Origin of the sequence: Mesorhizobium sp. AA22, assembly GCF_001672375.2 — a bacterium.
Taxonomy (GTDB): domain Bacteria; phylum Pseudomonadota; class Alphaproteobacteria; order Rhizobiales; family Rhizobiaceae; genus Mesorhizobium; species Mesorhizobium wenxiniae.
Genome location: NZ_CP048406.1, coordinates 578,170 through 601,757 on the forward strand (window position 1 = coordinate 578,170; position 23,588 = coordinate 601,757).

Here is a 23,588-nt window from a genome sequence, read left to right on the forward strand (position 1 = left end):
CTGAACCGCTCTAAATTTGTTTGCACGCAATTCCGAACGGAAAAACCGCTGCGGACTTTTCCTGGAATTGCTTTAGCGAAATGCCTCTTAGCATTGAATTTTTGAAAGCGCCTCCCGCTTTGCGGGCTGGCACGACAAAAAGAAAAGCCGGAGGCAAGCATGCGGCTTCGGCAATCGCGGCCTCAGGAAGCGGTCTTGGCGCCGACCACTCGCAGCGCCGGGCGCTTCCGGCGGATGCCGATGCGGCCCGCCACCGGCGCATCGGCGCGGCCGTCGGCCTGTTCTTTCTCGGCAAACAGCCAGTCGATGAACAGCTGCACGATCGGTGCCGACCTCATCTCGTTACGACAGACGACGTAGAAATCGTCGACCGCCGGCACCGACAGGCTGAACGGCGCGACAAGCAGTCCCCTGGCGAGCAGCCCGCTTGCCGTCACAGTATCGCCAAGCGCCACGCCGTGACCATGAACGGCCGCCTCACTCGCCATGCGCGCGTCGCCGAGATGGTGCCGGCGGCTGCGCTCCAGATCGAGCGCATCGGCGGCGGCCAGCCAGGTGTGCCACTCGCGGCCGTCGTCGCCATGCAGGAAGACGTGGTCGGCGAGATCGCGCACGGTGCGGATCGGACGGTTGTTGATCAGCGTCGGGCTGACTACCGGGAACAGTTCGAGACCCGACCATTTGCGCATCCAGCAATCGGTCCAGCTGCCGTCGCCATAGTGCACGCAGACGTCGATATGTGGCGCGCGGACGTCCTTGGCGTCATTGGACGGGATCAGCGTCAGCCTGATGTCCGGATATTGCGAGGTGAAGCTGCCGAGCCGCGGGATCATCCACAGCAACAGCAGCGCCGGCACGCAGGATACCGAGAGGGCGCCGGTGCTCGCCGGCCTTGTCATGCGCTGCGTGGCGGCGGCGATGCCGTCGAAGGCGGTCGACACCGCCGGCAGCAATTCGGCCCCGTGCGGCGTCAGCTTCACCCGCTGACCGGCGCGCTCGAACAGCTTGACGCCAAGCGACTGTTCGAGCGCCTTGATCTGATGACTGATGGCGCCGTGGGTGACGTTGAGCTCAGCCGCCGCCTTGGTCAGCGAGGCATGGCGCGCCGTCGCCTCGAAGGCGCGCAGCGGATTCAGGGGAGGCAGACGCTTGGCCATTGGAGCCTCAAAGGAGCACGATCCCGAAAAGTGGAACCCGGTCTGCGGATACGACCGTGCTCAACATAATGTGAGATTTTCTCACAGCAAAGACCCTAACAATATCAATTGATTTTTCAAAGCAGCTGCAAGACACTTTGGGTCGAACAGCATCAAGACGTGAAATCCGCAGGCAGCCGGCAGGACGGCGACCGTCATTTAATGGCCGCTCCGCACCAGCCATGGAGGACCGACATGGGTTATGATCGCGGCAAGCTCGAAGCGTTGCGCCGCAAATATGGCGAAAGCCATGGCGGCGAGATGTTCGACCCCAAATTCCGGCGCGTCGCCGACAAGATCTTCTCCAAGAGCGGCACGCGGCTGGCGCCCTATTCCGGCATCCCGACCTTCCTCGCCGCGCCTTACCGGGAAATTGCCGCCGACAATCCTGATTTCGGCGATCTGCAGGTGGCGATGATCGGCGTGCCGATGGACCTTGGCGTGACCAACCGGCCGGGCGCCCGCTTCGGGCCAAGGGCGCTGCGCGCCATCGAGCGCATCGGCCCCTACAACCACGTGCTGGAATGCGCGCCGACACACGAGCTGAAGGTGGCCGACATCGGCGACGTGCCATTCCAGAGCCGCTACCGGCTGGAAACCAGCCATGACGACATCGAGCGTCGGACGAACCAGATCGTCGATGCCGGCGTCATCCCGCTATCGGTCGGCGGCGATCATTCGATCAGCCATCCGATCCTGAAGGCTGTCGGCAAAAAAGCGCCGGTCGGCATGATCCATATCGACGCCCACTGCGACACCAGCGGCTTGTTCGACATGACCAAGTTCCACCATGGCGGGCCGTTCCGCAACGCGGTGCTGGACGGGGTGCTGGATCCGTCGCGGACCATCCAGATCGGCATCCGCGGCTCGGCCGAGTATCTGTGGGAGTTCACCTACGAATCCGGCATGACGGTCGTGCATGCCGAAGAGGTGACCGGCCTCGGCATGCCCGCCATCATCGCGAAAGCGCGCCAGATCGTCGGCGATGGCCCGACCTACGTGTCCTTCGACATCGACAGCATCGACCCGGCATTCGCGCCCGGCACCGGCACGCCGGAAGTCGGCGGGCTGACGACGCGGGAGGTGCTTGAACTGCTGCGCGGCCTGAAGGGCCTCAACATCGTCGGCGGCGACGTCGTCGAGGTGGCGCCGCAATATGACGCGACCACCAACACGGCCCATGCCGGCGCGCAGGTGCTGTTCGAGATCCTCAGCCTGATGGTCTTCAGCCCGGCGATCTCAGGCAAGGGGGCCTGACGCATCAGACCATGAAGTTCCAAGGCGACCGCCGCGCTGGAGCCGGCGGCCGCATTCAAACAAAACAAGCTTCCATCAGGGGAACGACAATGACACTTCAAATGAAGCTCAAATCATCCATCGCAGCCGTGCTGATGCTCGCTGGCCTTGGTCTTGCCACCCAGGCCGCCAATGCCGACGCGGTCGACGACATCACCAAGGCCGGCGCCATCAATGTCGGCATTTTCTCCGATTTTCCGCCCTTCTCCTCGGCCAGTGCCGACATGAGCATCAAGGGCTATGACATCGACGTGGCGCAGTTCATCGCCGACCAGCTCAAGGTCAAACTCAATTTGGTCAGCGTGACCGGCCAGAACCGCATTCCGTATCTTACCGACAAGCGCGTCGATATCCTGATGAGCGTCGGCTATTCCAAGGAGCGTGAGCAGGTGATCGATTTCGCCGCCGCCTACGCACCCTATTATATCGCCGTCATCGGCCCGGCCGCGCTCAAGGTCGAAGGCAAGGATGACCTCGCCGACAAGTCGATCGCCGTCAACCGCGGCACGCTGGAGGACACGTCGCTGACCGAGGCAGCACCCGCCTCGGCCGACATCCGCCGCTTCGACAACTATAATTCCGTCATCCAGGCCTTCATCTCGGGTCAGACCCAGCTGATGGTCGTCGGCAACGATGTCGGCGCCCAGGTGCTCGCCCGCCAGGAGGCACTGAAGCCGGAGCAGAAGTTCCAGCTTCTCACCTCACCGTCGCATATCGGCCTCAACAAGAACGAGGACCGCCTGAAGCAGGCTGTCAACGACGCCGTCGCCAAGATGCTGGCCGATGGCAAGCTGGACGAAAGCTCGAAGGCCTGGCTCAAGACGCCGCTCAATCCCGACAACCTCAAGGATTGATCTCCGGGGTACCTATCATGGGCTACAGCCTCGACTTCGGCTGGCTTGCCGATGCGACAGGCGCGATCGCGCGCGGGGCGGCCACGACGATCCTTTTGATCGCCGTGACCACGCTCGCGGGAACGTTCCTCAGCATCCTCGGTGCGGCCGGGCGGCGAAACGGCCCCTTGCTGCTCAAGCGGGCGATCGGCCTCTATGTCGAGGTGATCCGCAACACGCCGTTCCTGGTGCAGCTATTCTTCATCTTCTTCGGGCTGCCCAGCATCGGCGTGAGGCTCGATCCGCTGCTGGCCGCCCTGCTGGCGATGACGCTCAACATGGCGGCCTACACGATCGAGATCGTCGGCGCCGGGCTCGACGCGGTGCCGCGCGGGCAGACGGAAGCAGCACTGGCGCTTGGGCTCAGGCCACGTCAGGTGTTCGTCAAGATCGTGCTGCCGCAGGCGCTCAAGGTGATCTATCCGGCGCTGACCAGCCAGATCATCATCATGATGCTGGAGTCCGCCGTGGTGTCGCAGATCGCGGTGCGCGAACTGACCTACGAGGCCGACATGCTGCAGGCGCGCACCTTCCGCGCTTTCGAGACCTATTTCGTGGTGACGATCGTCTATCTCGTCCTGTCGATGGGGCTGCGCCGGTTGCTGGTCAGCGGCGGGCGCCGCGCGCTGGGGGCCGGCGTGTCATGATCGAATTCACCTTCTGGGATATCGTCCGCAACCTTCTGCTCGCCGCGCGCTGGACGGTGCTTCTGTCACTGGCGGCCTTCGTCGGCGGCGGTGTGGTCGGCATGGTCGTGCTGTTCTTCAGGATCGCCAAGAATAAATGGGCGCGGCGCCTTGCGTCGGGGTACATCGCGCTTTTTCAGGGAACGCCGCTGCTCATGCAGCTCTTCCTGATGTTCTTTGGCCTGCCGATGCTGGGCTTGCGCATCGAACCGTGGACCGCCGCAGCACTTGGCCTCACCTTCTTCGCCAGCGCCTATCTCGCCGAAATCTGGCGCGGCGGCGTCGATGCGCTGCCGCGTGGCCAGTGGGATGCCGGCGCCAGCCTCGGCCTCCACTATCTGCAGGAACTGAGGCTGATCATCCTGCCGCAGGCGTTCTCGATCACCCGTGCGCCGACTGTCGGTTTCCTGGTGCAGCTGATCAAGTCGACCGCGCTGACCTCGATCATCGGTTTCGAGGAACTGGTCAGGACATCCAACGCGATCAACAATGCGACCTTCGAACCGTTCACCGTCTACGGGCTGGTGGCACTGATCTTCTTCATCATGTGCTTCCCGCTGACGCAGTACGCCCGTTCACTCGAACGGCGCGCGGCTGCCCACTGAGCCGCGAGCATGTTGCGTTGACCATACAAGCTGGGAAGAACGGCAGCTTTGCGCCGCAATGTCGGCCAAGAGCCAAACTTTATCTCCGCCCGGAAGCAGACATCCCAGGTGACCATGCTGGAAGTCGTAGTCGCGCCAGAACCCGACGTCCGGCCGACGCCCGCCGAATAGCTTAATCCCAAGGATTTTATGCTCTTCGTTCGCAGCAACCCTCCGGCGACCTGAAGACACCATCCATTGTTAAGGCAAGGACCAGCTGTCATTCTTGGCCAACCGCTTGCATCTAAACAGCGGCTGCAGATTCCGAGCGCCCAGCCGCTTCCATATCGCGGTGATCTCCTCCCCAACGATCAGCGATTTCAGCGCATGCATCATGCAGCCCTAGGTGCAGGTTCATGGTCTCGGACCGATTAGTCTTGCCAGCGGCTGCAATTGGGATCAATTTCGTGGACTGGAGATAAACATCTCCTCGCATAGCCAACTGTCTGAAGGGGAGCTGCGGCCGCAGGATCACAGGGGCAGGGAGGAAGGGATGCGAGCGTCTCGGAGCCGAGAGGGTGTATCGTTGGCCCGCATCAATGCTATGTGCAGGTTGTTCCTGCTCATAGTCGCGGCGCTTGTTGTCGGTTTGCCCCAACCCGCACAGCCGACCGAGCCGGATGGCGATACGTTGAGATTGTTGCTGTGGCAAGCGCCAAGCACACTGAACCCACACCAGGCGCCGGGCATCAAGGATCAAACGGCAAGCCGTATCGTCTACGAGCCGCTGGCCAGCTTTGACGCCGAGGGCCGGCTGGTGCCCTTTCTCGCAGCCGAGATTCCATCGCTTGAGAACGGCCAGGTCGCGCCCGATGGCAGATCGGTCACATGGAAGCTTAGGCCGGGCATCAAGTGGTCCGACGGCGTGCCGTTCACCGCGAAGGATGTCCTTTTCACCTACCAATACATAGTGAACGAGGACGTGGGCTCGTCGAGCGCGGGCTCGTACAAATCAGTCGCGAAGGTGGAGGCGCTGGACAACTTGACCATCAAGGTCACGTTCAAGGACGTCAATCCCGCCTGGTCGCTGCCCTTCGTCGGCGTGCAGGGAATGGTTATTCCGGAACACGTATTCGGCCAGTACAACAACAAAGATGCCGCCAGCGCTCCGGCAAACCTCGCCCCGGTGGGCACCGGTCCATACCGCCTCAAGGAGTTCCGGACGGAGGACGTCCTTCTCATCGGCGAGGACGTCGTCAACACGGTCAAGATCATCTTCGAGCCAAATCCCGAGTATCGTGATCGTGACAGCCTGGCGTTCAAGCAGGTCACGCTTCAGGGCGGTGGCGACGCCAGAACCGCTGCAAACGCAGTGAGCGAAGGGATCGTCGACTACGCGTGGAACCTTCAGGTCGGCGAGGCTGACCTTCGAAGGCTTGAAACCAAGGGCGTTGGTAGGGTCGATTTGTATTGGGGATCTTATGTCGAACGCATCATGCTCAATTTCACCGATCCCAGACGGGAAACCGCCGACGGCGAACGCGCGAGCGTGGAGTTCCCGCATCCAATCCTGACCGACAGGCGCGTCCGGCAGGCGCTGGCGGCCGCCGTTGACCGCCGGAAAGCTGCCGAACTGCACGGCAGGAGTGGCCGCGCCACCGCCAATCTCCTTGTCGCACCGGCCGCCTTCGCCTCGCCGAACACGAAATGGGAGTTCAATCTCGATAAGGCGCGCGCTCTGCTGGACGAAGCCGGATGGCGCGACACCGATAGGGACGGCGTCCGCGACAGGGACGGCGTCCCGCTGGCGCTGGTGTTTCAGACCAGCATCAACCCGGTGCGGGAGGCGACCCAGAACTTCATAAAGGCGGACTTCGGCTCGATCGGAGTCCGGGTGGAAAACAAGCTGATCGATTCCAGCATCTTCCTGGGGTCGTCGCCCGACAATACGAACACCAGACGGCACTTCTATGCGGACCTCGAGGAGTTCGCTTACGGCAACAAGGGCCCCGATCCCGGCAGCTACATGATCGGCTGGACCTGCGCAGAAGCAGCACAGAAGAAAAACAATTGGTCGGGAACGAATTGGGCCCGCTATTGCAATCCCGAGTATGATGCGCTGTTCCAAGCGTCGGCGACTGAAGTCGATCCGGAGAAACGGAGCGCGCTGTTCATGGCGATGAACGATCTCCTGATCGCCGATGCCGCGGTCATTCCGCTCCTCGAATGGGCTTATACTTCGGGCCTGCGCAATAACATAGCCGGCTACGATCCTACCCCTTGGGACGCTGAAACCTGGGACATAGCGAAGTGGCATCGCAAGAAGTGATCGGAGGCGGCCGGGACGCAGAAGGCATCCGAGCGGACGGGAAGTCGGGGCAAATTCGGCAGTTGTACACCGCTCCCTTGGGGAAACTGACCGCTTGGGTCGCGGCCGCGCTGCGCAAGCTCAACATTGGCGGCAAGCTTACGGTCGGGTTTGGAATCCTGGTCGCTTTAATGCTGCTTGTCGTCGGGTTGAACTACCTGGGAAGCATAGCGGCCGTTCGCAACATCAACAGAACCACCGATCTCAGCGCGCCAAGCGCGGTTGCATCGGCTCGGGCCCAAGCGAATCTGCTCCGCATGCTGGGCGAGGTGCGAGGTTATCTGGCACTTGGCGACGAATCCTATCGGGATGGCTATCGGCTGGCCAACGAGGCCTTCCTTGCCGACATGCGCGAGCTTGAGGGTCTCCTGCGCGCAAAGGGCGAGTCGCCAGCCGGGCGCAGCAATGCCGAGTTCGGCATGCAAGAAATCGGTCAACTGCTGGCTGAATGGCAACCACTGTCCGAGCAGCTATTCGAACTGCGTAACGATCAGCTGCGCAGGGAACCCGCGCTCAAGATCCTTGTGAGCGACGCCAACCCGCTCATAGCGACGGTGGTGGCGTCGGCCAAAGCCATGATGCTGGCCCAGCGGAACCGTGATCCGACGGCTGCGAATACGGCGCTCCTGGCCGACCTGGCCTCGTTCCAGAGCTCCTTCTACGCGATGGTCGCTGGGCTGCGCGGCTATGTCACCACTGGACGGGAGAGCTTCAAATATGAGTATCAGGCCAACTTTAACATCAACGAAGGGGCCTGGTCCAACATCGCGAAAGAGGGCACCACGCTTGCGGCTAACCAGACTGCGTTGATCGATAGAATGGCCAAGAGCCGGACTGCATTCATCGAGCTGCCCGCGCGGATGTTCGAGGCGGTGGAGGGCGAACACGCACGCGAGGACCTTTATCTGTTCCGCACGAAGGCAGTGCCGATCGCAGAGCGCATGCTCGCGCTCCTCGACGCTGTCGCCACTCAAGAGCAGCAGCGGCTTCAAGTCGACCTCGCGGGTGGCCGGGACCAGCTCGAACGTGCGCAACAAATAATCCTGACCGTCGGGGCAGCAGCCGTTTTGTCGGGCTTGCTGCTTGGCCTGATATTCCGGGACAGTATCGCCGGACCGATCCAGCGACTGACCGGTGTCGCCGATCGCGTGCGCAGAGGCGACCTCGCGGCCCGCGCGAAGGTCGAGTCAGGAGATGAAATCGGCAAGCTCGCTGCCAGCTTCAACAGCATGACCGTGCAACTGGCTTCGAACATTGGAGACCTCGAGAACCGCCGCAGGGAGCAGGAGAACCTCGCCAGACGGTTTCGCCGCCAGAGCGAATATCTGGGCGCCTTGCATGACACGTCGCTCGGGTTGATCGCGAGGCTCGATCTTGCCGAGCTTCTGTCGGATCTCACGAGTCGAGCAGCGCAGTTGCTGGGTACCGAGCACGGCTACGTCTACCTGGTTGACGAGGCCGGTGAATCTCTCGAGCGCAAGGTCGGAGTCGGGATCTACGCCACGCATATCGGCCAGAGGCTGGCGATAAACGAAGGGGTAGCCGGCACGGTGTGGAATACTGGCGAGCCCCTCGTGATCACCGACTATCAGAACTGGCCGGGACGGGCCGCTGCCGCAGCGCAAATGGACATCACTATTCGGGCGATCATGGGGGTGCCGCTCAAGTCCGGCGACACGGTCGTTGGCGTGCTCGGCATTGCTTACGACGACGCCTCGGCGCTCGACTTCGGCGAGGAAGAGGTCGAGTTGTTGAAGCGCTTTGGACAGCTCGCCTCGATCGCGCTGGAAAACGCTCAACTTCACACTGCAACGGCGGCTGCCAAGCGCGAGGCAGAGGAAGCGAGCAATCGCGTCGGCGAACAGAACCGCATGCTCGAATCGCTTTCCAGCAAGCTGTCCAAGTATCTCTCGCCGCAGGTTTATTCATCGATCTTCTCGGGCAAACGGAACGTCGAGATTTCTTCATCGAGAAAGAAACTCACCGTGTTCTTTTCCGACATTGCCGACTTTACCGCGACGACGGACAAACTCGAGTCCGAGGAATTGACCGAACTGCTCAATCAGTACCTGACCGAGATGGCGAAGATTGCCTTGGAGCACGGCGCAACCATCGACAAGTATGTTGGGGATGCCATCCTCGCCTTCTTCGGCGACCCCGAGACGAAAGGCACCAGAGAAGATGCGCTCGCCTGCGTCAGGATGGCGATCGCGATGCAGAGGCGCATGAAAGAACTGCAGAGAGAGTGGGTGGACGCAGGCTATAAACTGCCCTTCCATCTGCGTATCGGAATCAACACCGGCTACTGCACCGTCGGCAATTTCGGCAGTGAGGACCGGATGGACTACACCATCATCGGCGGCGAGGTGAATCTCGCCTCGCGCCTTCAGGCACATGCCGACCTTGGCGGCGTTCTGCTGGCGCATGAGACTTGGGCGCTTGTCAAGGACGACATCGAGTCAGAGGAGTTGACGCCGCTGACCATCAAAGGCTTTTCGGAACCTGTTCGGTCATATCGTGTGCTTGGAATTCGGGGAGACCAACCGACTCCCGTGCCGGTGCTCCGCCACATCCAGGAAGGATTGCGGGTCGAGATCGACGTACCCTTCCTGAAAGACGCTGGCCGAGCCGAAGCCATCAAGGTGCTCGAAGAATTTATTGCACAACTACGGACCTGAACGCTCGACACGAATGCTGAGTGCCTTGGTCGCTCGCGATATCTTTGCATACCGTTCCAGCGGTTTCGCGTCGTTCGGCTCAGGGTCAGGTCACGACGATACCCACACCAAGCTGAATGTCCGCTCTTAAAAGTTCGCAGCCCGAAGCTGCCGGTCTGCTCTCGGCCGCTTGGCGGACCTTTCGTGGGCTGGCGCTGAGAATGAGCCACAATGTTAGGACATGGCGGCCACCGGACGAACCGGCAGCCACTTTATCAATGGCCGAAGGAGAGCGGCGGCGCGATCCTGTCCCGCCGCAGCCAGCGGGCCAGAAGCAGCGCCGCCACCACCGCCAGCCCCAACGACAGGCCGATCCAGATGCCGACGCCGTCGAGCCCGGAATAGAAGGCGAGCAGCACGCCGAGCGGCAGGCCGATGCCCCAATAGCCGATTGCGGCATAGATCATCGGCATCTTGGTGTCGTGCAGGCCGCGCAGCATGCCGGCTGCCACGGCCTGTGCGCCGTCGAAAATCTGGAACAGCGCGGCAAAGGCCAGGAACGACACTGCAAGCCCGATCACTGTGGCATTGGCCGGGTCACCAAGATCGATGAAGGCGCTGATCAGCAGCTGCGGCCACAGGATCATCACCAGCCCCATCAGCGCCATGAACGAGACGCCGATGACAAAAGCGGTCCAGCCGGCGCGGGAAACACCTTCCGGATTGCCGGCGCCATGGGCGAGCCCGACGCGCACCGTCGCCGCCTGGTTGAGGCCGAGCGGAACCATGAAGCTGATCGAGGCGATCTGGATGGCGATGGCATGCGCGGCGAGCGAGGCCGCGTCGATCAGGCCCATGAGAAGGGCTGCCGCGTTGAAGATCGTCACCTCGAAGGCGAGCAGGCCGGCGATCGGCAGGCCGAGCCGCAGCAGCCCCTTGAAGCGCGGCCAGTCGGCCCGCCAGAAGCGCCCGAACAGCTGATAACGGCGAAACTTCGGCTCAAGCATCACCACCGCCGCCATGCCGACGAACATCAGCGTGCTGGACAGCGTGGTGGCGAGGCCGGAGCCGGCGATGCCCATCGAAGGAGCGCCGAGATTGCCGAACATGAACACCCAGTTGAAGAAGACATTGCAGGCGACGGCAACGAAGACGATGACCAGCGCCCAACCCGGCCGTTCCAGCGCCGAGATAAACGAGCGCAGGACGATATAGCCGTAGAAGGGCAGCACCGCCCATTCGAGCCAGCGCAGATAGATGCCGGCCTGATGTGCCAGCGCCGGTTCCTGACCCATGGCCAGCAACACGGCCTCGCCGTACCAGAGAAATATCCAGATCGGGATTGAGATGAGGATCGCCAGCCACAGGCCCTGCCGTACGGTGCGGCGCAGATCGCGCACGGAATGGCGACGGCGGCCGAGTTCCGTGGCGATCATCGGCGAGGTCGCCAGCATCAGGCCGAGCCCGAAGATCAGCGGCATGAAATAGAGGTTGGCGCCGAGCGCACCGCTGGCCAGCGTGTCCGGACCCAGCCGCCCCATCATCATGACGTCGGTGGCGGTCATCGCGGTCTGGCCGAGATTGGTGAGCACCATCGGCCAGGCGAGCGCCAGCGTCGCCTTGATTTCCTGACGCCAAAGGTTTTCCGGCGCGCGAGCGCCGGCTTCGATCGCAGACATTTTGTCGCCTATCCGATTGCGGCGCGTCGGCCAACACCGGAAGCCGCGTCTCAGCGCGGAAAATGGCCGTGATCGGCCCGGATTCCGCATTAACCGCACGGCTTGTCTACGAAATGGGCAGCTATGGCAAGAGGCTGGGGCCGGAGAAGAGTTGAGCCAGCAAGCCGTACAGTCTCGATCCCGCCTGTTTGGAGAGAGCGCAGAAGCCGCTATGGTTGCGTCGCTGACTGACCTGAAGAGCAGGCATCATATCAGATTCTATCGAAAGGCATGCGGATGAGCGCGTTTCCCGAAATCTATCTGGTTCGACATGGCGAGACGGAATGGAGCGCCTCCGGAAAGCACACCGGCCTGACCGACATACCGCTGACGCCTGCCGGCGAGGAGGCCGCCGGGCGGGTCGCTGAGCGGTTGCAGGGCCTTTCGTTCCAGGCTGTCTGGTCGAGCCCGTCGCAGCGCGCCTTCAAGACCTGCGCGCTTGCCGGCTTCGGTTCGGCCGGCGTGAAGAAGGCCGATCTGGCGGAATGGGATTACGGCGCTTACGAGGGACTGACCACAAAGCAGATCCTCATCGAACGCCCCGGCTGGCGTCTCTTTCGCGACGGCTGCCCTGACGGCGAAGCGGCACAGGATGTCGGCGCAAGGGCGGATCGGATCGTCAACGAGTTGCGTGAAGTCAACGGCAATGTCCTGGTGTTTTCAAGCTCTCACTTCCTGCGGGTACTGGCTACGCGTTGGCTCGGCCTGCCGCCGCAAGATGGCGCTCTGTTCGTGCTGGATACCGCCAGCACAAGCGTACTCGGCTATGAGCACGACCTTAGCGAACCGATCGTCCGGCGATGGAACCAGAGATAGCAGACGCTTTACAGGCTTGTTCGCGTCTAGCGGATCGCGTCCAAAGCCTGCCTCTGCCGGTGCATCTCCAAAAACACACGATAGTCGCGGTCGAACCGGCCGGCCGCCGCCGAATTGGGCTCTCGCGTCTTGCCGCCTTGCTGCATGGCGACGCAGGCGGCGTTCAAATCGGGAAAAAGCCCGGCGGCGGTGGCAGCGATCATGCCGGTGCCGAGCAGCACCGCCTCGTCGGCCAGCGGCTCGACCACCGTGCAGCCGGTGGCGTCGGCATAAAGCTCCATCAGCAGCGGGTTCTTGGTGTGGCCGCCGGTGACATGCAGCGTGTCGATCAGATAGCCGTTCTCGTTCAGGGCTTCCAGCACATGGCGCACGCCTAGCGCAATGCTTACGGCGGTACGCCAATAGAGCTTGCACAAACTGTCGAAGGAGGAATCCAGCGTCAGCCCGCTGATGACGCCGACGGCATGCGGGTCGGCGAGCGGCGAGCGGTTGCCGTGGAAATCCGGAAGCACATGCAGCCTTGCCGCAAGGTTCTCGCCCTCGACGGTGCGCAGTTCGGCAACGCGCCGAGCGATCCTGGCGTGCATGGCGGCATCCGGCTCACCGCCGGCGCCGTGCCAACGGATGATGTGATCGAGCAGCGCGCCGGTGGCCGACTGGCCGCCTTCCGACAGCCAAAGGCTGGGCAGCGCTGCGCCATAATACGGGCCCCAGACGCCGGCAAAGGGTTGCGGGTCGGGCGACATCGCCATGACGCAGCTCGAGGTGCCGGCGATCAGCGCCAGATGCCGGCCGATGTTGGGTTCATCGCCGGCAAAGCCGCCGAGCACGCCGAGCGCGCCGGCATAGGCGTCGATGACGCCGGCGCCGACCCGGCATTTTTCGGTCAGGCCAAGCTCAGCCGCAGCTTCCGCACTCAGCCGGCCGAGATCGGCGCCCACCGGGCTGGCCTTGTCAGGCAGATTGCCATGCTCGAAGAGATCGCCGAGCCCGACCGCTTCGAAGAAGTCGTGCCGCCAGCCGGTCTCTTCATGCGCCAGATAGGTCCATTTGGCGGTCAGCGTGCATTGCGAGCGGGCGAGCGAACCGGTCGCCTTCCAACTGAGAAAGTCGGCTAGGTCGAATAGATAGCCGGCTTCGTTCCATGTCCCGGGCAGGTTGCGCTTCAGCCACATCAGCTTCGGCGTCTCCATTTCGGGCGACATGACGCCGCCAATATAGTCGAGCACGGCATGGCGGCTTTCGGTGCATTCATCGGCCTCGGCAATGGCGCGGTGATCGAGCCAGACGATGGTGTCCCAGCGCCTGTCGCCCGACACCGAGACGCTGAGCTGGCCACCATCCCTGCCCCGCACCACCAGCGAGCAAGTGGCGTCGAAGGAGACGCCAACGATATCCTCCGCTGCCACGCCAGCTTTTTCGCGGGCCGCGCGCACGGCAATACAGACCGCCGACCAGATATCCTGCGAATCGTGCTCGGCGTGATCGGCCTTCGGCCGGTTCATGACGATCGGGTGCTCGGCGCGGCCGAGCAAGGTGCCTCCGGTGTCGAGAATGCCCGCACGGGCGCTCCCGGTGCCGACATCGACCGCGCAAACGAAACTTTTCGTCAAGGTGTTCTTGCTCTCGCTCCCAGGCCTGCAATCAGATCGGGCAATTGCAGCATGTCAGCGAATATAAAGTCCGGTTCACTCGACGCAAGCCGCGCTTTCAGTGCCGGGTTGCCCGCGTGCGAGCCGCCGGTGAAGGCAAGGACGCGCATGCCCGCCGCCCGCGCCGCCGCGACGCCGGCGGGGCTGTCCTCGACGACGAGACAATTTTGCGGGATCGCTCCCATGTTGGCGGCTGCATGGAGAAAAAGGTCCGGCGCCGGCTTGCCCCGCGCCACCATGGCGGCGCTGAACAGATGCGGCTCGAGCAGCCCGAGCAGCCCGGTGACGTCGAGCGCATAGCGGATGCGGTCCAGCGTGCCGGAGGAAGCAACGCAGCATGGCATGGCGAGCCTCGGCAGAACCTGCCCGATCCCGGGAATCGGTTTCAGCTCCTCGCGAAATTTGCGCATCAGCTCGACGCGCATCTCGCTCAGGTGCTGGTCGGTGATATCAAGTCCGAAGTCGCGGCCGAGAATTTCGCGGACGTTTTTCATGCTCTTGCCGAGGAAATGCTCATAGGCGGCGTCCTCGCTGACACTGCCGCCGGCGAGCGTGATCATGCTAAGCAGCGCCGAAACGGACAGCCCCTCGCTGTCGACCAGCACGCCGTCGCAGTCGAAAATGACCAGGTCAGGCGTCATGGGCATTGAGCCGATCTTAGAGATTGCCGGCGAGATAGCGCGTCAGTGTCGCACGCGCACCATCGGCCCAGAGCGCCTCGAGCGCATGGGCAAAGGCCTCGACAAACGGCGCCGAGCGGCCAACATCGCCATAGATGTCTTCCATGGCCAGCCAGGCGGCAGGCGTATCCTTTGCCGCCCTGGCTGTCGTCTGCAGCCGGTCCCAGCTCGGATCATTGGGTTCGATGACGACGCCGCTATCTGTGGTGCCGAAGCAGTAGCGGCACCACAGCGCCGATTCCAGCGCCAGGCCGGCGACGCCCTTGCCGGCCTTCAACCGGTCGGCGATGGTCGGGATGATGAATTTCGGCTGCCGGTTGGAGCCGTCGAGGCAAAGCCTGCGGATGGTGTCGCCGATCTTCGGATTGGAGAAGCGGTGCTCGATGAGCTGGTAATAGTCTTCCAGCACGGTGTCCGGCACCGGCGGCACCGTCGGGATGATCTCGTCGTGCTCCAGCCTGTCGAGAAAGCCCCGCACCAGGGGCTCCTGCATCGCCTCGTGGACGAAGTGGATGTCCATCAGCCCGGCCGGGTAGGCGATGGTCGCATGACCGCCATTGAGGATGCGGATCTTCATCAACTCGTAGGGCGCAACATCGCTGACGAACTGCACGCCGACCTGTTCCAGCGCCGGGCGGCCGTCGGTGAAATGGTCCTCCAGCACCCACTGCCTGAACGGCTCGCAGAACACCGGCCAGTTGTCGTCGAGACCGAACTCGCTCGACAGAATGCTGCGCTCGCGTTCGGTGGTGGCCGGCGTGATGCGGTCTACCATGCCGTTGGGAAAGGCGACGTTCTCGCTCACCCAGGTCGCCAGTTTCTCATCGATCAGCCGCGCAAGCCCGATGACGCCATCGGCGGTGACATGGCCGTTGTGGGGGATGTTGTCGCAGGACATGATCGTGAACGGCACGATGCCGTCGTCGCGGCGGCGCAACAGCCCGGCAAGGATGATGCCGAAGACAGTCTTAGGCGTTGCTCCCGGCTGCGCATCGCCGACGATGTCGGGATGGGTCGGGTTGAACACGCCCGACGCCGGGTCGATGAAGTAGCCGCCCTCGGTGATGGTCAGCGACACGATTTTGATCGCCGGATCGGCAAGCCGTTCTATGATCGCGGCCGCGTCGCCCGGCATCAGGAAATCGATCATGGCGCCGGTGACGCGGGCGCTCATGTGGCCAGAATCCTGCTCGACCACGGTGGTCAGCCAGTCCTGTTCCTGCAACTTGCCGCGGCCGACCTTCTCGCCGTCGAAGACGCCGGCGCCGACAAGTGCCCAGTCGTGGCCGACGCCCGCATTGAACAGGTCGTCGAGATAGACGGCCTGATGCGAGCGATGGAAATTGCCGACGCCGAAATGCACGATTCCGGCCCTGAGCGCGGCACGATCGTATTTCGGGCCGGCGACCTCAGGCGGAAGCTTGGCGAGGATGGAAGAAGAGAGTTTCACGGTCATCTGCTTTACCCTTTAGCGGGACGGCTCTTCCCCCCGTGGAGGAGACGGGGAGAAGAGCGCCTTCGCCCCCTCAACTCATCCACTGGCCGCCATCGACATTGTAGGTCTGGGCGACGATGTATTCGGCGTCGTCGCTGGCCAGGAACACCGCCATGCCGGTGAGGTCTTGCGCAGTGCCCATGCGGCCATAGGGCACGGCTTCGCCGACCAGCCTCTTCTTCTCGCCCTTCGGCCGATTCTCGTATTTGGCGAACAGGGCATCGACATGGTCCCAGTGCTCGCCGTCGACGACGCCCGGCGCGATGGCGTTGACGTTGATGCGGTGCTTGATCAGGTCGAGTCCCGCCGACTGAGTGAGCGAGATAACGGCGGCCTTGGTAGCGCAATAGACGGCGACCAGCGCCTCGCCGCGGCGCCCGGCCTGGCTCGCCATGTTGATGATCTTGCCGCCCCGACCAGCCGCGATCATCGAGCGGCTTGCTGCCTGCAGCATGAACAGCGTGCCGGCGACATTGACGGAAAACAATCTGTCGTAGCTCGCCTTGCTGATCTCGACGATCGGCGCCAGGTCGAACAGAGCGGCGTTGTTGATCAGAATATCCAGCCGGTCGGCCCTTGTCTCGACCGCCTTGACCGCCGCCTCGATCGAAGCGAGGTCGGTGACGTCCAGTTTCACGGCGTAAGCGTTGCCGCCGATCTCCGAAGCGGTCTTTTCGGCGGCTTCGAGATTGATGTCGCCGATGGCGACCATGGCGCCCTCGCGGACATAGGCCTCGGCGAACGCCCTGCCGATGCCGCGCGCCGACCCGGTGATCAGCGCCGATTTACCCTTCAGCCTCATTGCATCATCGCCTTTCCATCGGCGCCGAAGCGGTGCAGCTTGGTCTTGTCCGGCGTCAGATAGATCGTGTCGCCGTGATGGGCGGCCAATTCGCCGTCGGCGCGCACCGTCAGCGGTCCGACACCGTCGGCCTGCACGTGCAAAAGCGTGTCGGAGCCGAGATGCTCGGCGACGCCGACCGTGGCTTTCCATTCGCCTGAAGTCTTCGAGATGTTCATATGCTCGGGACGGATGCCGACGGTCTTGGCGCCATGTTTGGCCGCCGGCGCGCCTTCGATCAGGTTCATCTTGGGCGAACCGATGAAGCCGGCGACGAACAGGTTCTTCGGCGTCTTGTAGAGCTCCATCGGCGAGCCGACCTGTTCGATGTTGCCGGCATTGAGCACGACGATCTTGTCGGCCATGGTCATCGCCTCGACCTGGTCGTGGGTGACGTAGATCATCGTCGTCTTGAGCTGATGATGCAGCTCGCTGATCTCCAGCCGCATGGTGCCGCGCAGTGCTGCGTCGAGGTTGGACAAAGGTTCGTCGAACAGGAAAGCCGATGGCTGCCGTACGATGGCGCGGCCGATGGCGACGCGCTGGCGCTGACCGCCGGAGAGCTGGCCGGGGCGGCGATCGAGATAGTTGGTGAGGTTCAGGATGCGCGCCGCGTCCTTCACCTTCCGATCGATGGTCGCCTGGTCCTCTCCCGCCATCTTCAGCGGGAAGGCGATGTTCTTGGCCACCGTCATGTGCGGGTAGAGCGCATAGGACTGGAACACCATGGCCAGCTTGCGCTTGGCTGGCGCCTCGCCGGTGACGTCGCGGCCGTCGATGTTGATGGTGCCGGCGGTGGTATCCTCCAACCCGGCGATCAGTCGCAGCAGCGTGGACTTGCCGCAGCCTGACGGGCCGACGAAGACGACGAACTCGCCGTTCTCGATGACCAGGTCGATGCCCGGAATGATGATCGTCGACCCGAACGACTTGGAGACGTGCTTGAGCGTGATGTTTCCCATGGTTTCCTCCCCGAGGGGTTATTTTTCGCCAGATGCTTCGAGCAACGTCGCTACTTCACGGCACCAAATGTCAGGCCGCGCACCAGCTGCTTCTGGCTGAACCAGCCCATGATCAGGATCGGCGCGATCGCCAGCGTCGAGGCCGCCGACAGCTTGGCCCAGAACAACCCTTGAGGGCTTGAGAAGGAACTGATGAAGGCGGTGAGCGGGGCGGCCTCGGTGGTGGTCAGCCGGATCGTCCAGAACGCCTCGTTCCATGCCAGGATGATGTTGAGCAGCATTGTCGAGGCGATGCCCGGCACAGCCATCGGCGTCAGCACATAGACGATCTCGTTCCAGAGCGATGCGCCATCCATGCGCGCCGCTTCCAGGATCTCGCCCGGGATTTCGCGGAAGTAGGTGTAGAGCATCCACACCACGATCGGCAGGTTGATCAGCATCAGCATGATCATCAGACCGATGCGGCTGTCGAGCAATCCGCTATCGCGGAAGATCAGGTAGATCGGGAACAGCACGGCAACGGCCGGCATCATTTTGGTGGAAAGCATCCACATCAGGATGTCCTTGGTCCACTTGCCCGGCGAGAACGCCATCGACCATGCCGCCGGTATGGCGACGAGCAAGGCCAGGATAGTCGAACCGACTGACAGGAACACGGAGTTGAGGAAGAACTTGAAGTAGCCGCTCTGCGCCTCGACCGCGGTATAGCTCTCCGTGGTTCCCGAAGGAAACAGGTTGAAGCCCTGGATGGCCTCCTGCTCCGACTTGAACGAGGTGATGATCGTATAGAGGATCGGGAAGAAGATCAGCAGGGCGACGATCCAGGCGGCCGCGGTCGCAATCGTCTTGTGTTGGGTGCTAACTGCACGTGCCATCGTTTCCTCCCTTATTTGTCCAGGTTCTTGCCGACCGCGCGCATGGCGAAGAAGGCGACGATGTTGGCGAGAATGACGGCGAGGATGCCGCCGGCGGATGCCTGGCCGATTTTGAACTCCAGCAACGCCTTCTGGTAGACGAGGAAGGGCAGGTTGGTGGAGGCGTAGCCCGGGCCGCCATTGGTGGTGACGAGGATCTCGGCATAGACCGACAGAAGGAAGATCGTCTGGATCAGGATGACGACGGTGATGGCGCGCGACATATGCGGCAGCGTCAAATAGATGAAGCGGCTGATGAAGCCGGCCCCGTCCATCTCGGCGGCTTCCTTCTGCTCGCCGTCGAGCGACTGCAGGGACGTCAAGAGGATCAGTGTCGCAAACGGCAGCCACTGCCAGGCGACGATGATGATGATCGCCGGCATGGGATACTGCCCAAACCAGTCGATCGGCTGCCCGCCGAAGAAACGCGCAATGTCGGCAAAGACGCCGTATTGCGGATGCATGATCATGTTCTTCCAGACCAGTGCGGCCACCGGCGGCATGACGAAGAACGGCGAGATGACGAGGATGCGGACGATGCCCTGTCCCCACATCGGCTGATCGATCAGCAGCGCCAGCAGGATGCCGCCGATCACCGTGATCAAAAGCACGCTGGCCACGAGGATAAGTGTGTTGAGGATCGACTGCAGGAATGCCGGATTGGAATAGAAAAGCGCGTAATTCGAGAAGCCGACGAACCCGTCGCGGATCGGGTTGAGCGGGTTGTACTGCTGGAAGGAGAACCACAGGGTGAATGCCAGCGGCACGATCATCCAGACGAACAGCAGCACCACGGATGGCGCCATCATGAAGCGGGCAAGCGAACGGGTCTGCTGAGTAGCCATGACGGTCACCCTTCAAAGGTCAGCCAAATTTTCAGAGTTTGAAGGTGGCCGCCCGAACTGGGATTCGGGCGGCCCCTGCCGGCCATGATGGGCAACCGGCTTTCGGCACCGGGAGGAGCCTACTGGATATAACCGCCCTCGGTCATTGTTGCGGTGGCAGCGTCCTGGGCCTGCTTCAGGGCGTCGTCGACGCTCGTCTGGCCGGCGAGTGCCGCCGAGAACAGCTGGCCGACGGTGGTGCCAAGGCCCTGGAACTCAGGGATGGCGACGAACTGGACACCGACATAGGGCACCGGCTTGACGGTCGGATGCGTCGGATCGGCGGCGTTGATCGAGTCCAGCGTCATCTTGGCGAAAGGCGCTGCTTTCTGGTATTCGGGGTTGGCGTAGAGCGAGGAGCGCGTTCCGGGCGGAACATTGGCCCAGCCTTCCTTCGATGCGACGAGCTCGGCATAGGCTTTGCTGGTTGCCCAGGATACGAACTTCTGAGCGGCGTCAGCCTTCTGCGTGCCGGCGGGAATGGCCAGCGACCACGCCCACAGCCAGTTGCCGCGCTTGCCCAAGCCATTGTCGGGCGCCAGCGCATAACCGACCTTGTCGGCGACCGTGGAGTTCTTCGGGTCTGAGACGAAGGAGGCGGCGACGGTGGCGTCTATCCACATGCCGCATTTGCCCTGCTGGAACAGCGCCAGGTTTTCGTTGAAGCCGTTGGAAGATGCGCCCTCCGGGCCATTGGCCTTCATCAGGTCGACATAGAACTGCAGCGTGTTCTTCCACTCGGGCTGGTCGAATTGCGGCTTCCAGTTCTCATCGAACCAGCGTGCGCCGAAGGAGTTCGACATGGCGGTCAGGAAGGCCATGTTCTCGCCCCAGCCGGCCTTGCCGCGCAGGCAGACGCCGTTCACGCCATTGGCACGATCGGTCATCTTCTCGGCGGCCTGCTTGATGAAGTCCCAGGTCGGCGCGTCGGGCATGGTCAGCCCCGCCTTCTCCATCAGGTCCTTGCGGTACATGACGAAGGAGCTTTCGCCGTAGAACGGTGCCGCATAGAGTTTGCCGTCGGCCGAGAGGCCACCGGCGATGGCCGGGATGATGTCCTTGACGTCATAGTCGTCGCCGAGATTGTCGAGCGGCAGCAGCCAGCTCTGCTTGGCCCAGATCGGAACTTCGTAGGTGCCGATGGTCATCACGTCGTACTGGCCGCCCTTGGTGGCGATGTCAGTGGTGACGCGCTCACGCAGCACGTTCTCCTCGAGCGTGACCCACTGGAGCTGGATATCGGGATTTTTGGCGGTGAAGTCGTCGGTCAGCGTCTGCATGCGGACCATATCGCCATTGTTGACGGTGGCGATGGTGATGGATTCGGCATGCGCGGCGAACGCGAGGGTGCTGGCCGACAACAGACCCAGGGTGAGCGTGCGAAGTTTCATCAAATTCCTCCCATAGACCAAGCTGAGCATTTGCCTTGGTTGTGAGCAATTACTCATTTTGTATGATTTATGTCAAGCCGGATTCGTTGCTGCAGCGCAGCACGAAAGCTCGTGCGGCATCCGGTTCCAGACGCGTTCGGGGGTATTTGAAGACAGTGGGACGGCCTCTCAGCGCACGCGAAATCTCGGATTTCGGTGCCACTTGATTGGATAAATTGCCGACCTACTGGCCGGCAATCTCAGCCAGGATCCATTCGCGAAAAGCTCGGATCTTCGGCACGTTGCGCCGCGCCTGGGGATAGACCAGCCAGTAGGCGTGGCCGTCGTCGCCGACCAGATCGAAAGGCTGGATCAGGCGGCCATCGGCAAGCTCGGCCTTGAAGAGAGCGGCCGTCACGATCGCCACGCCCTGCCCGGCAATCGCGGCGTTTGCCTCATAGGCCTGCGCCCCCATGCTGGAGCCGGGGCGCCTGGCCAGCTCCTCGACCGGCAGGCCGGCGGCGATAAACCAGTCCCGCCACCAGATGTCGCCGGGATCGAGGATCGGCAGGCGCAACAGGTCGGCCGGCTCCTTCACCCCGCCGATGGTCGCCGCGAGTTTCGGGCTCAGCATCGGCGTGAAGTCCGCATTGAAAAGCTTGTGCACCTCCACGCCCGGCCAGTTTCCGCCGCCCGAACGGATGGCGATGTCGATGTCCTCGCGGGCGAAATCGACGAGGCGGTTCGATGTATCGAGACGCACGGCCAGCGACGGATGCGCGACCTGGAACGAGCCGAGATGCTGCGCCAGCCAGTTCGAGCCAAAGGTCAGCAGCGTCGAGACGCAGAGCATCCCATCGGCGCCGCTGCGCGCCGCGGCATAGGCTCCACCCAACAGGGCGAACGCCTCACTGACCGCAGGCGCCATGCGTTGCCCCGCCTCGGTCAGCACGATCTGCCTTGGCCGGCGCAGGAACAAAGGCGCGCCGACGCGCTCCTCCAGAAGCTTGATCTGATAGCTCGCCGCCGCCTGCGTCATGCCGAGTTCGCCAGCGGCCTTGGTGAAGGAAAGATGCCGTGCCACCGCCTCGAACACCCGGATCGCGGCGAGCGGCGGCAGTTGGGATATCTGCCGTGACTTGAGTTCAGGCATAAGCCCTCCTTATGGGCCGTGATCGACGTTTGATTGGCAGCAAGGCCCGATCCAGCCGATATTTGAGGTCGACGATTACTCTCGTCCAGAAATAACGAAGGCTGACGATCATGACCATTGTACAGGAAAAGCTATTTCTGACGCCAGGCCGAGGCTGGTTTTTGCGGCTGGCGCGTGGATTGGCACGGCACGGAGCCAGAAAACGGGCTTATCTCGACATCAGGGAATTGCCGCCGCATCTGCAGCGCGACATGGGTTTCCTCGACGGCAACGATCCTTACGGCCGGCGCAAATAGCCTTGCTGGACTTATCGCAAATCAGCTGGTGGCCAGCAAGGCGGCGGCGGTCTGCTCGTCGGTGATGAGACCGTTGACCAGCCGCCGGTTTACAGCCGCAAGGATGCCCGGTAGTTTCCGCTCGCCCATGGCGAGCGCGATCACCAGCGATTTTTCACGCGACGGCAAAGATGCCGAGGACACTCTGTCATTGGTGATGCCCTCGATCATTCGGCCGTCGCGATCGAACACCCAGCCGACGATCTCAGCGACGCCGCCCGCTTTTTGCAGCGCCCTCAGTTCACTTTGCGAAATGAAGCCGTCCTCGTAAAGCGGCGCCTTGGGGCCGAGATCGCCGATGCCGACGAAGGTGACGTCGGCCTCCGCGGCAAGTGCTAGCGTCGGTTGGATCATCGGTTGGCTGAGCAGCATCTCGCGCTCTTCCGGCGAGGAGGCGATGACCGGCAACGGCATTGGGAAGGAGCGCGCCTTGACCCTGTCGGCCATGGTGAAGATGACGTTGTAGAAAGCGGCCGAACCGTCGGGCGAGATGTTACCAGTCAGCGACACCACCTTGTGCTGCGGACATTCCATCGGCGGGAGCTGCTCGATAGCCGCCTTCAGCGTGCGGCCGGTGCCGATCGCCATGACGATCGGCGTCGGCGAGCGCAACCGTCTTTCGATTTCGGCAGCCGCCGCCACGGCGACGCCGATGGTGGAGGAGGAAGCGGGATCGCTCGGCACCACCTCGACCAGATCGAGCGCGAAGCGCGATTTCAGCCGGGCCGCGAGGTCGAGGCAATTGGCGATCGGGTGGTCGACACGGACCTTGATAAGCCCTTCCGACACCGCCAGCGACACCAGCCGCTGCGCCGTCTGTCGTGAGATGCCGAGCGTCGAGGCGATCTGGTCTTGCGTGTTACCTGCGACATAATAGAGCCAGCCGGCGCGCGCCGCGTCGTCCAGCCTGTTGCTGCCGCTGTCCTGCCGGGAATTCAACTTGCTGCCTCCCTGCCCCGACAATCGAGACGGAGCGCCTTACTTTTACGGCGAAATGCGCTTGGGCGCAATTGCCTACCGACAGAGCAATTGCTTAGGTAGGTACTCAAGGTGCCTGTGGTGTTTCCAGGATCGTAGCCAAGCAGTTT

The 23,588-nt window shown here is 62.7% G+C and carries 20 protein-coding genes; 8 read left to right on the top strand and 12 right to left on the bottom strand.

Going from position 1 to position 23,588, the window contains the following annotated elements; translation table 11 throughout:
* Positions 1-182: 182 nt before the first annotated feature.
* Positions 183-1,157 (bottom strand): transcriptional regulator GcvA, encoded by a 975-nt coding sequence (gene gcvA / locus A9K68_RS02730; RefSeq protein WP_065011638.1) that lies wholly within the window; start codon positions 1,155-1,157, stop codon positions 183-185.
* A gap of 234 nt (positions 1,158-1,391) precedes the next feature.
* On the opposite strand from gcvA (A9K68_RS02730), the gene speB reads away from it, so the two are divergent.
* From speB to A9K68_RS02760, 6 genes are all read left to right on the top strand, one after another.
* Positions 1,392-2,453 carry an agmatinase gene (gene speB, locus A9K68_RS02735; RefSeq protein ID WP_065011701.1) on the top strand — a complete coding sequence of 354 codons (1,062 nt, stop codon included), beginning with the start codon at positions 1,392-1,394 and terminating at the stop codon, positions 2,451-2,453.
* An 89-nt stretch (positions 2,454-2,542) separates the two neighbouring features.
* Complete coding sequence (locus A9K68_RS02740) at positions 2,543-3,346, top strand: transporter substrate-binding domain-containing protein (RefSeq protein ID WP_065011702.1); 804 nt, start codon at positions 2,543-2,545, stop codon at positions 3,344-3,346.
* A 17-nt stretch (positions 3,347-3,363) separates the two neighbouring features.
* Positions 3,364-4,032, top strand: coding sequence for an amino acid ABC transporter permease (locus tag A9K68_RS02745; RefSeq protein WP_065011639.1), 669 nt, complete (start codon positions 3,364-3,366; stop codon positions 4,030-4,032).
* The gene (locus A9K68_RS02750; protein WP_065011640.1) at positions 4,029-4,676 is read left to right on the top strand and encodes an amino acid ABC transporter permease; all 648 of its coding nucleotides are present in this window, start codon (positions 4,029-4,031) and stop codon (positions 4,674-4,676) included. The genes A9K68_RS02745 and A9K68_RS02750 overlap by 4 nt, the downstream gene beginning before the upstream one ends.
* 565 nt (positions 4,677-5,241) lie before the next feature.
* Positions 5,242-6,984: a peptide ABC transporter substrate-binding protein gene (locus tag A9K68_RS02755; protein ID WP_246811284.1), complete on the top strand. Its 1,743-nt coding sequence runs from the start codon at positions 5,242-5,244 to the stop codon at positions 6,982-6,984.
* Positions 6,966-9,701 carry an adenylate/guanylate cyclase domain-containing protein gene (locus tag A9K68_RS02760; RefSeq protein ID WP_246811285.1) on the top strand — a complete coding sequence of 912 codons (2,736 nt, stop codon included), beginning with the start codon at positions 6,966-6,968 and terminating at the stop codon, positions 9,699-9,701. The genes A9K68_RS02755 and A9K68_RS02760 overlap by 19 nt, the downstream gene beginning before the upstream one ends.
* A gap of 254 nt (positions 9,702-9,955) precedes the next feature.
* Here the strand turns inward: A9K68_RS02760 and A9K68_RS02765 are convergent, their stop codons facing one another.
* Positions 9,956-11,359, bottom strand: a complete 1,404-nt coding sequence (locus tag A9K68_RS02765; protein ID WP_065011704.1) for an MATE family efflux transporter — start codon at positions 11,357-11,359, stop codon at positions 9,956-9,958.
* Between the two features lie 276 nt (positions 11,360-11,635).
* Between A9K68_RS02765 and A9K68_RS02770 the strand changes: the two genes are divergently transcribed.
* Positions 11,636-12,214, top strand: a complete 579-nt coding sequence (locus tag A9K68_RS02770; RefSeq protein ID WP_065011642.1) for a histidine phosphatase family protein — start codon at positions 11,636-11,638, stop codon at positions 12,212-12,214.
* A gap of 26 nt (positions 12,215-12,240) precedes the next feature.
* Here the strand turns inward: A9K68_RS02770 and A9K68_RS02775 are convergent, their stop codons facing one another.
* The 9 genes from A9K68_RS02775 to gcvA (A9K68_RS02815) all read right to left on the bottom strand — a co-directional run bounded on the left by A9K68_RS02775 (position 12,241) and on the right by gcvA (A9K68_RS02815) (position 22,165).
* Entirely contained in the window at positions 12,241-13,827 is a 1,587-nt protein-coding gene (locus A9K68_RS02775) for an FGGY-family carbohydrate kinase (protein ID WP_065011643.1), read from the bottom strand.
* Positions 13,824-14,507 (bottom strand): HAD-IA family hydrolase, encoded by a 684-nt coding sequence (locus A9K68_RS02780; RefSeq protein ID WP_065011644.1) that lies wholly within the window; start codon positions 14,505-14,507, stop codon positions 13,824-13,826. Before A9K68_RS02780 ends, A9K68_RS02775 begins: the two co-directional genes overlap by 4 nt.
* A 16-nt stretch (positions 14,508-14,523) precedes the next feature.
* Positions 14,524-16,002 (bottom strand): mannitol dehydrogenase family protein, encoded by a 1,479-nt coding sequence (locus A9K68_RS02785; RefSeq protein ID WP_065011645.1) that lies wholly within the window; start codon positions 16,000-16,002, stop codon positions 14,524-14,526.
* Positions 16,003-16,072: 70 nt separating this feature from the next.
* Entirely contained in the window at positions 16,073-16,843 is a 771-nt protein-coding gene (locus A9K68_RS02790; protein WP_065011646.1) for an L-iditol 2-dehydrogenase, read from the bottom strand.
* Positions 16,840-17,844, bottom strand: a complete 1,005-nt coding sequence (locus A9K68_RS02795; RefSeq protein ID WP_065011647.1) for an ABC transporter ATP-binding protein — start codon at positions 17,842-17,844, stop codon at positions 16,840-16,842. The genes A9K68_RS02790 and A9K68_RS02795 overlap by 4 nt, the downstream gene beginning before the upstream one ends.
* A gap of 50 nt (positions 17,845-17,894) precedes the next feature.
* Entirely contained in the window at positions 17,895-18,719 is an 825-nt protein-coding gene (locus A9K68_RS02800; protein WP_065011648.1) for a carbohydrate ABC transporter permease, read from the bottom strand.
* 11 nt (positions 18,720-18,730) lie between these two features.
* A complete protein-coding gene (locus A9K68_RS02805) occupies positions 18,731-19,603 on the bottom strand; it encodes a sugar ABC transporter permease (protein ID WP_065011649.1) in 873 nt (290 codons plus the stop codon).
* A gap of 119 nt (positions 19,604-19,722) precedes the next feature.
* On the bottom strand, positions 19,723-21,033 hold the full coding sequence (locus A9K68_RS02810; RefSeq protein ID WP_065011705.1) for a sugar ABC transporter substrate-binding protein: 1,311 nt from the start codon (positions 21,031-21,033) through the stop codon (positions 19,723-19,725).
* Between the two features lie 223 nt (positions 21,034-21,256).
* Positions 21,257-22,165 carry a transcriptional regulator GcvA gene (gcvA, locus tag A9K68_RS02815; RefSeq protein ID WP_065011650.1) on the bottom strand — a complete coding sequence of 303 codons (909 nt, stop codon included), beginning with the start codon at positions 22,163-22,165 and terminating at the stop codon, positions 21,257-21,259.
* 110 nt (positions 22,166-22,275) lie between these two features.
* On the opposite strand from gcvA (A9K68_RS02815), the gene A9K68_RS02820 reads away from it, so the two are divergent.
* On the top strand, positions 22,276-22,461 hold the full coding sequence (locus tag A9K68_RS02820) for a hypothetical protein (RefSeq protein WP_065011651.1): 186 nt from the start codon (positions 22,276-22,278) through the stop codon (positions 22,459-22,461).
* Positions 22,462-22,482: 21 nt separating this feature from the next.
* Here A9K68_RS02820 and A9K68_RS02825 read toward each other — a convergent pair whose 3' ends face one another.
* Positions 22,483-23,439, bottom strand: a complete 957-nt coding sequence (locus tag A9K68_RS02825; protein ID WP_065011652.1) for a sugar-binding transcriptional regulator — start codon at positions 23,437-23,439, stop codon at positions 22,483-22,485.
* Between the last annotated feature and the right edge of the window lie 149 nt (positions 23,440-23,588).

Excerpts from the sequence above, each read along its gene's own strand:
- A9K68_RS02800 (WP_065011648.1), bottom strand. The coding sequence starts at position 18,719 with ATGGCACGTGCAGTTAGCACCCAACACAAGACGATTGCGACCGCGGCC.
- A9K68_RS02770 (WP_065011642.1), top strand. The coding sequence starts at position 11,636 with ATGAGCGCGTTTCCCGAAATCTATCTGGTTCGACATGGCGAGACGGAA.
- A9K68_RS02765 (WP_065011704.1), bottom strand. The coding sequence starts at position 11,359 with ATGTCTGCGATCGAAGCCGGCGCTCGCGCGCCGGAAAACCTTTGGCGT.
- A9K68_RS02745 (WP_065011639.1), top strand. The coding sequence starts at position 3,364 with ATGGGCTACAGCCTCGACTTCGGCTGGCTTGCCGATGCGACAGGCGCG.
- A9K68_RS02795 (WP_065011647.1), bottom strand. The coding sequence starts at position 17,844 with ATGGGAAACATCACGCTCAAGCACGTCTCCAAGTCGTTCGGGTCGACG.
- A9K68_RS02740 (WP_065011702.1), top strand. The coding sequence starts at position 2,543 with ATGACACTTCAAATGAAGCTCAAATCATCCATCGCAGCCGTGCTGATG.
- gcvA (WP_065011638.1), bottom strand. The coding sequence starts at position 1,157 with ATGGCCAAGCGTCTGCCTCCCCTGAATCCGCTGCGCGCCTTCGAGGCG.
- A9K68_RS02805 (WP_065011649.1), bottom strand. The coding sequence starts at position 19,603 with ATGGCTACTCAGCAGACCCGTTCGCTTGCCCGCTTCATGATGGCGCCA.
- speB (WP_065011701.1), top strand. The coding sequence starts at position 1,392 with ATGGGTTATGATCGCGGCAAGCTCGAAGCGTTGCGCCGCAAATATGGC.
- A9K68_RS02785 (WP_065011645.1), bottom strand. The coding sequence starts at position 16,002 with ATGACCGTGAAACTCTCTTCTTCCATCCTCGCCAAGCTTCCGCCTGAG.
- A9K68_RS02780 (WP_065011644.1), bottom strand. The coding sequence starts at position 14,507 with ATGACGCCTGACCTGGTCATTTTCGACTGCGACGGCGTGCTGGTCGAC.
- A9K68_RS02750 (WP_065011640.1), top strand. The coding sequence starts at position 4,029 with ATGATCGAATTCACCTTCTGGGATATCGTCCGCAACCTTCTGCTCGCC.
- A9K68_RS02810 (WP_065011705.1), bottom strand. The coding sequence starts at position 21,033 with ATGAAACTTCGCACGCTCACCCTGGGTCTGTTGTCGGCCAGCACCCTC.
- A9K68_RS02790 (WP_065011646.1), bottom strand. The coding sequence starts at position 16,843 with ATGAGGCTGAAGGGTAAATCGGCGCTGATCACCGGGTCGGCGCGCGGC.
- gcvA (WP_065011650.1), bottom strand. The coding sequence starts at position 22,165 with ATGCCTGAACTCAAGTCACGGCAGATATCCCAACTGCCGCCGCTCGCC.
- A9K68_RS02820 (WP_065011651.1), top strand. The coding sequence starts at position 22,276 with ATGACCATTGTACAGGAAAAGCTATTTCTGACGCCAGGCCGAGGCTGG.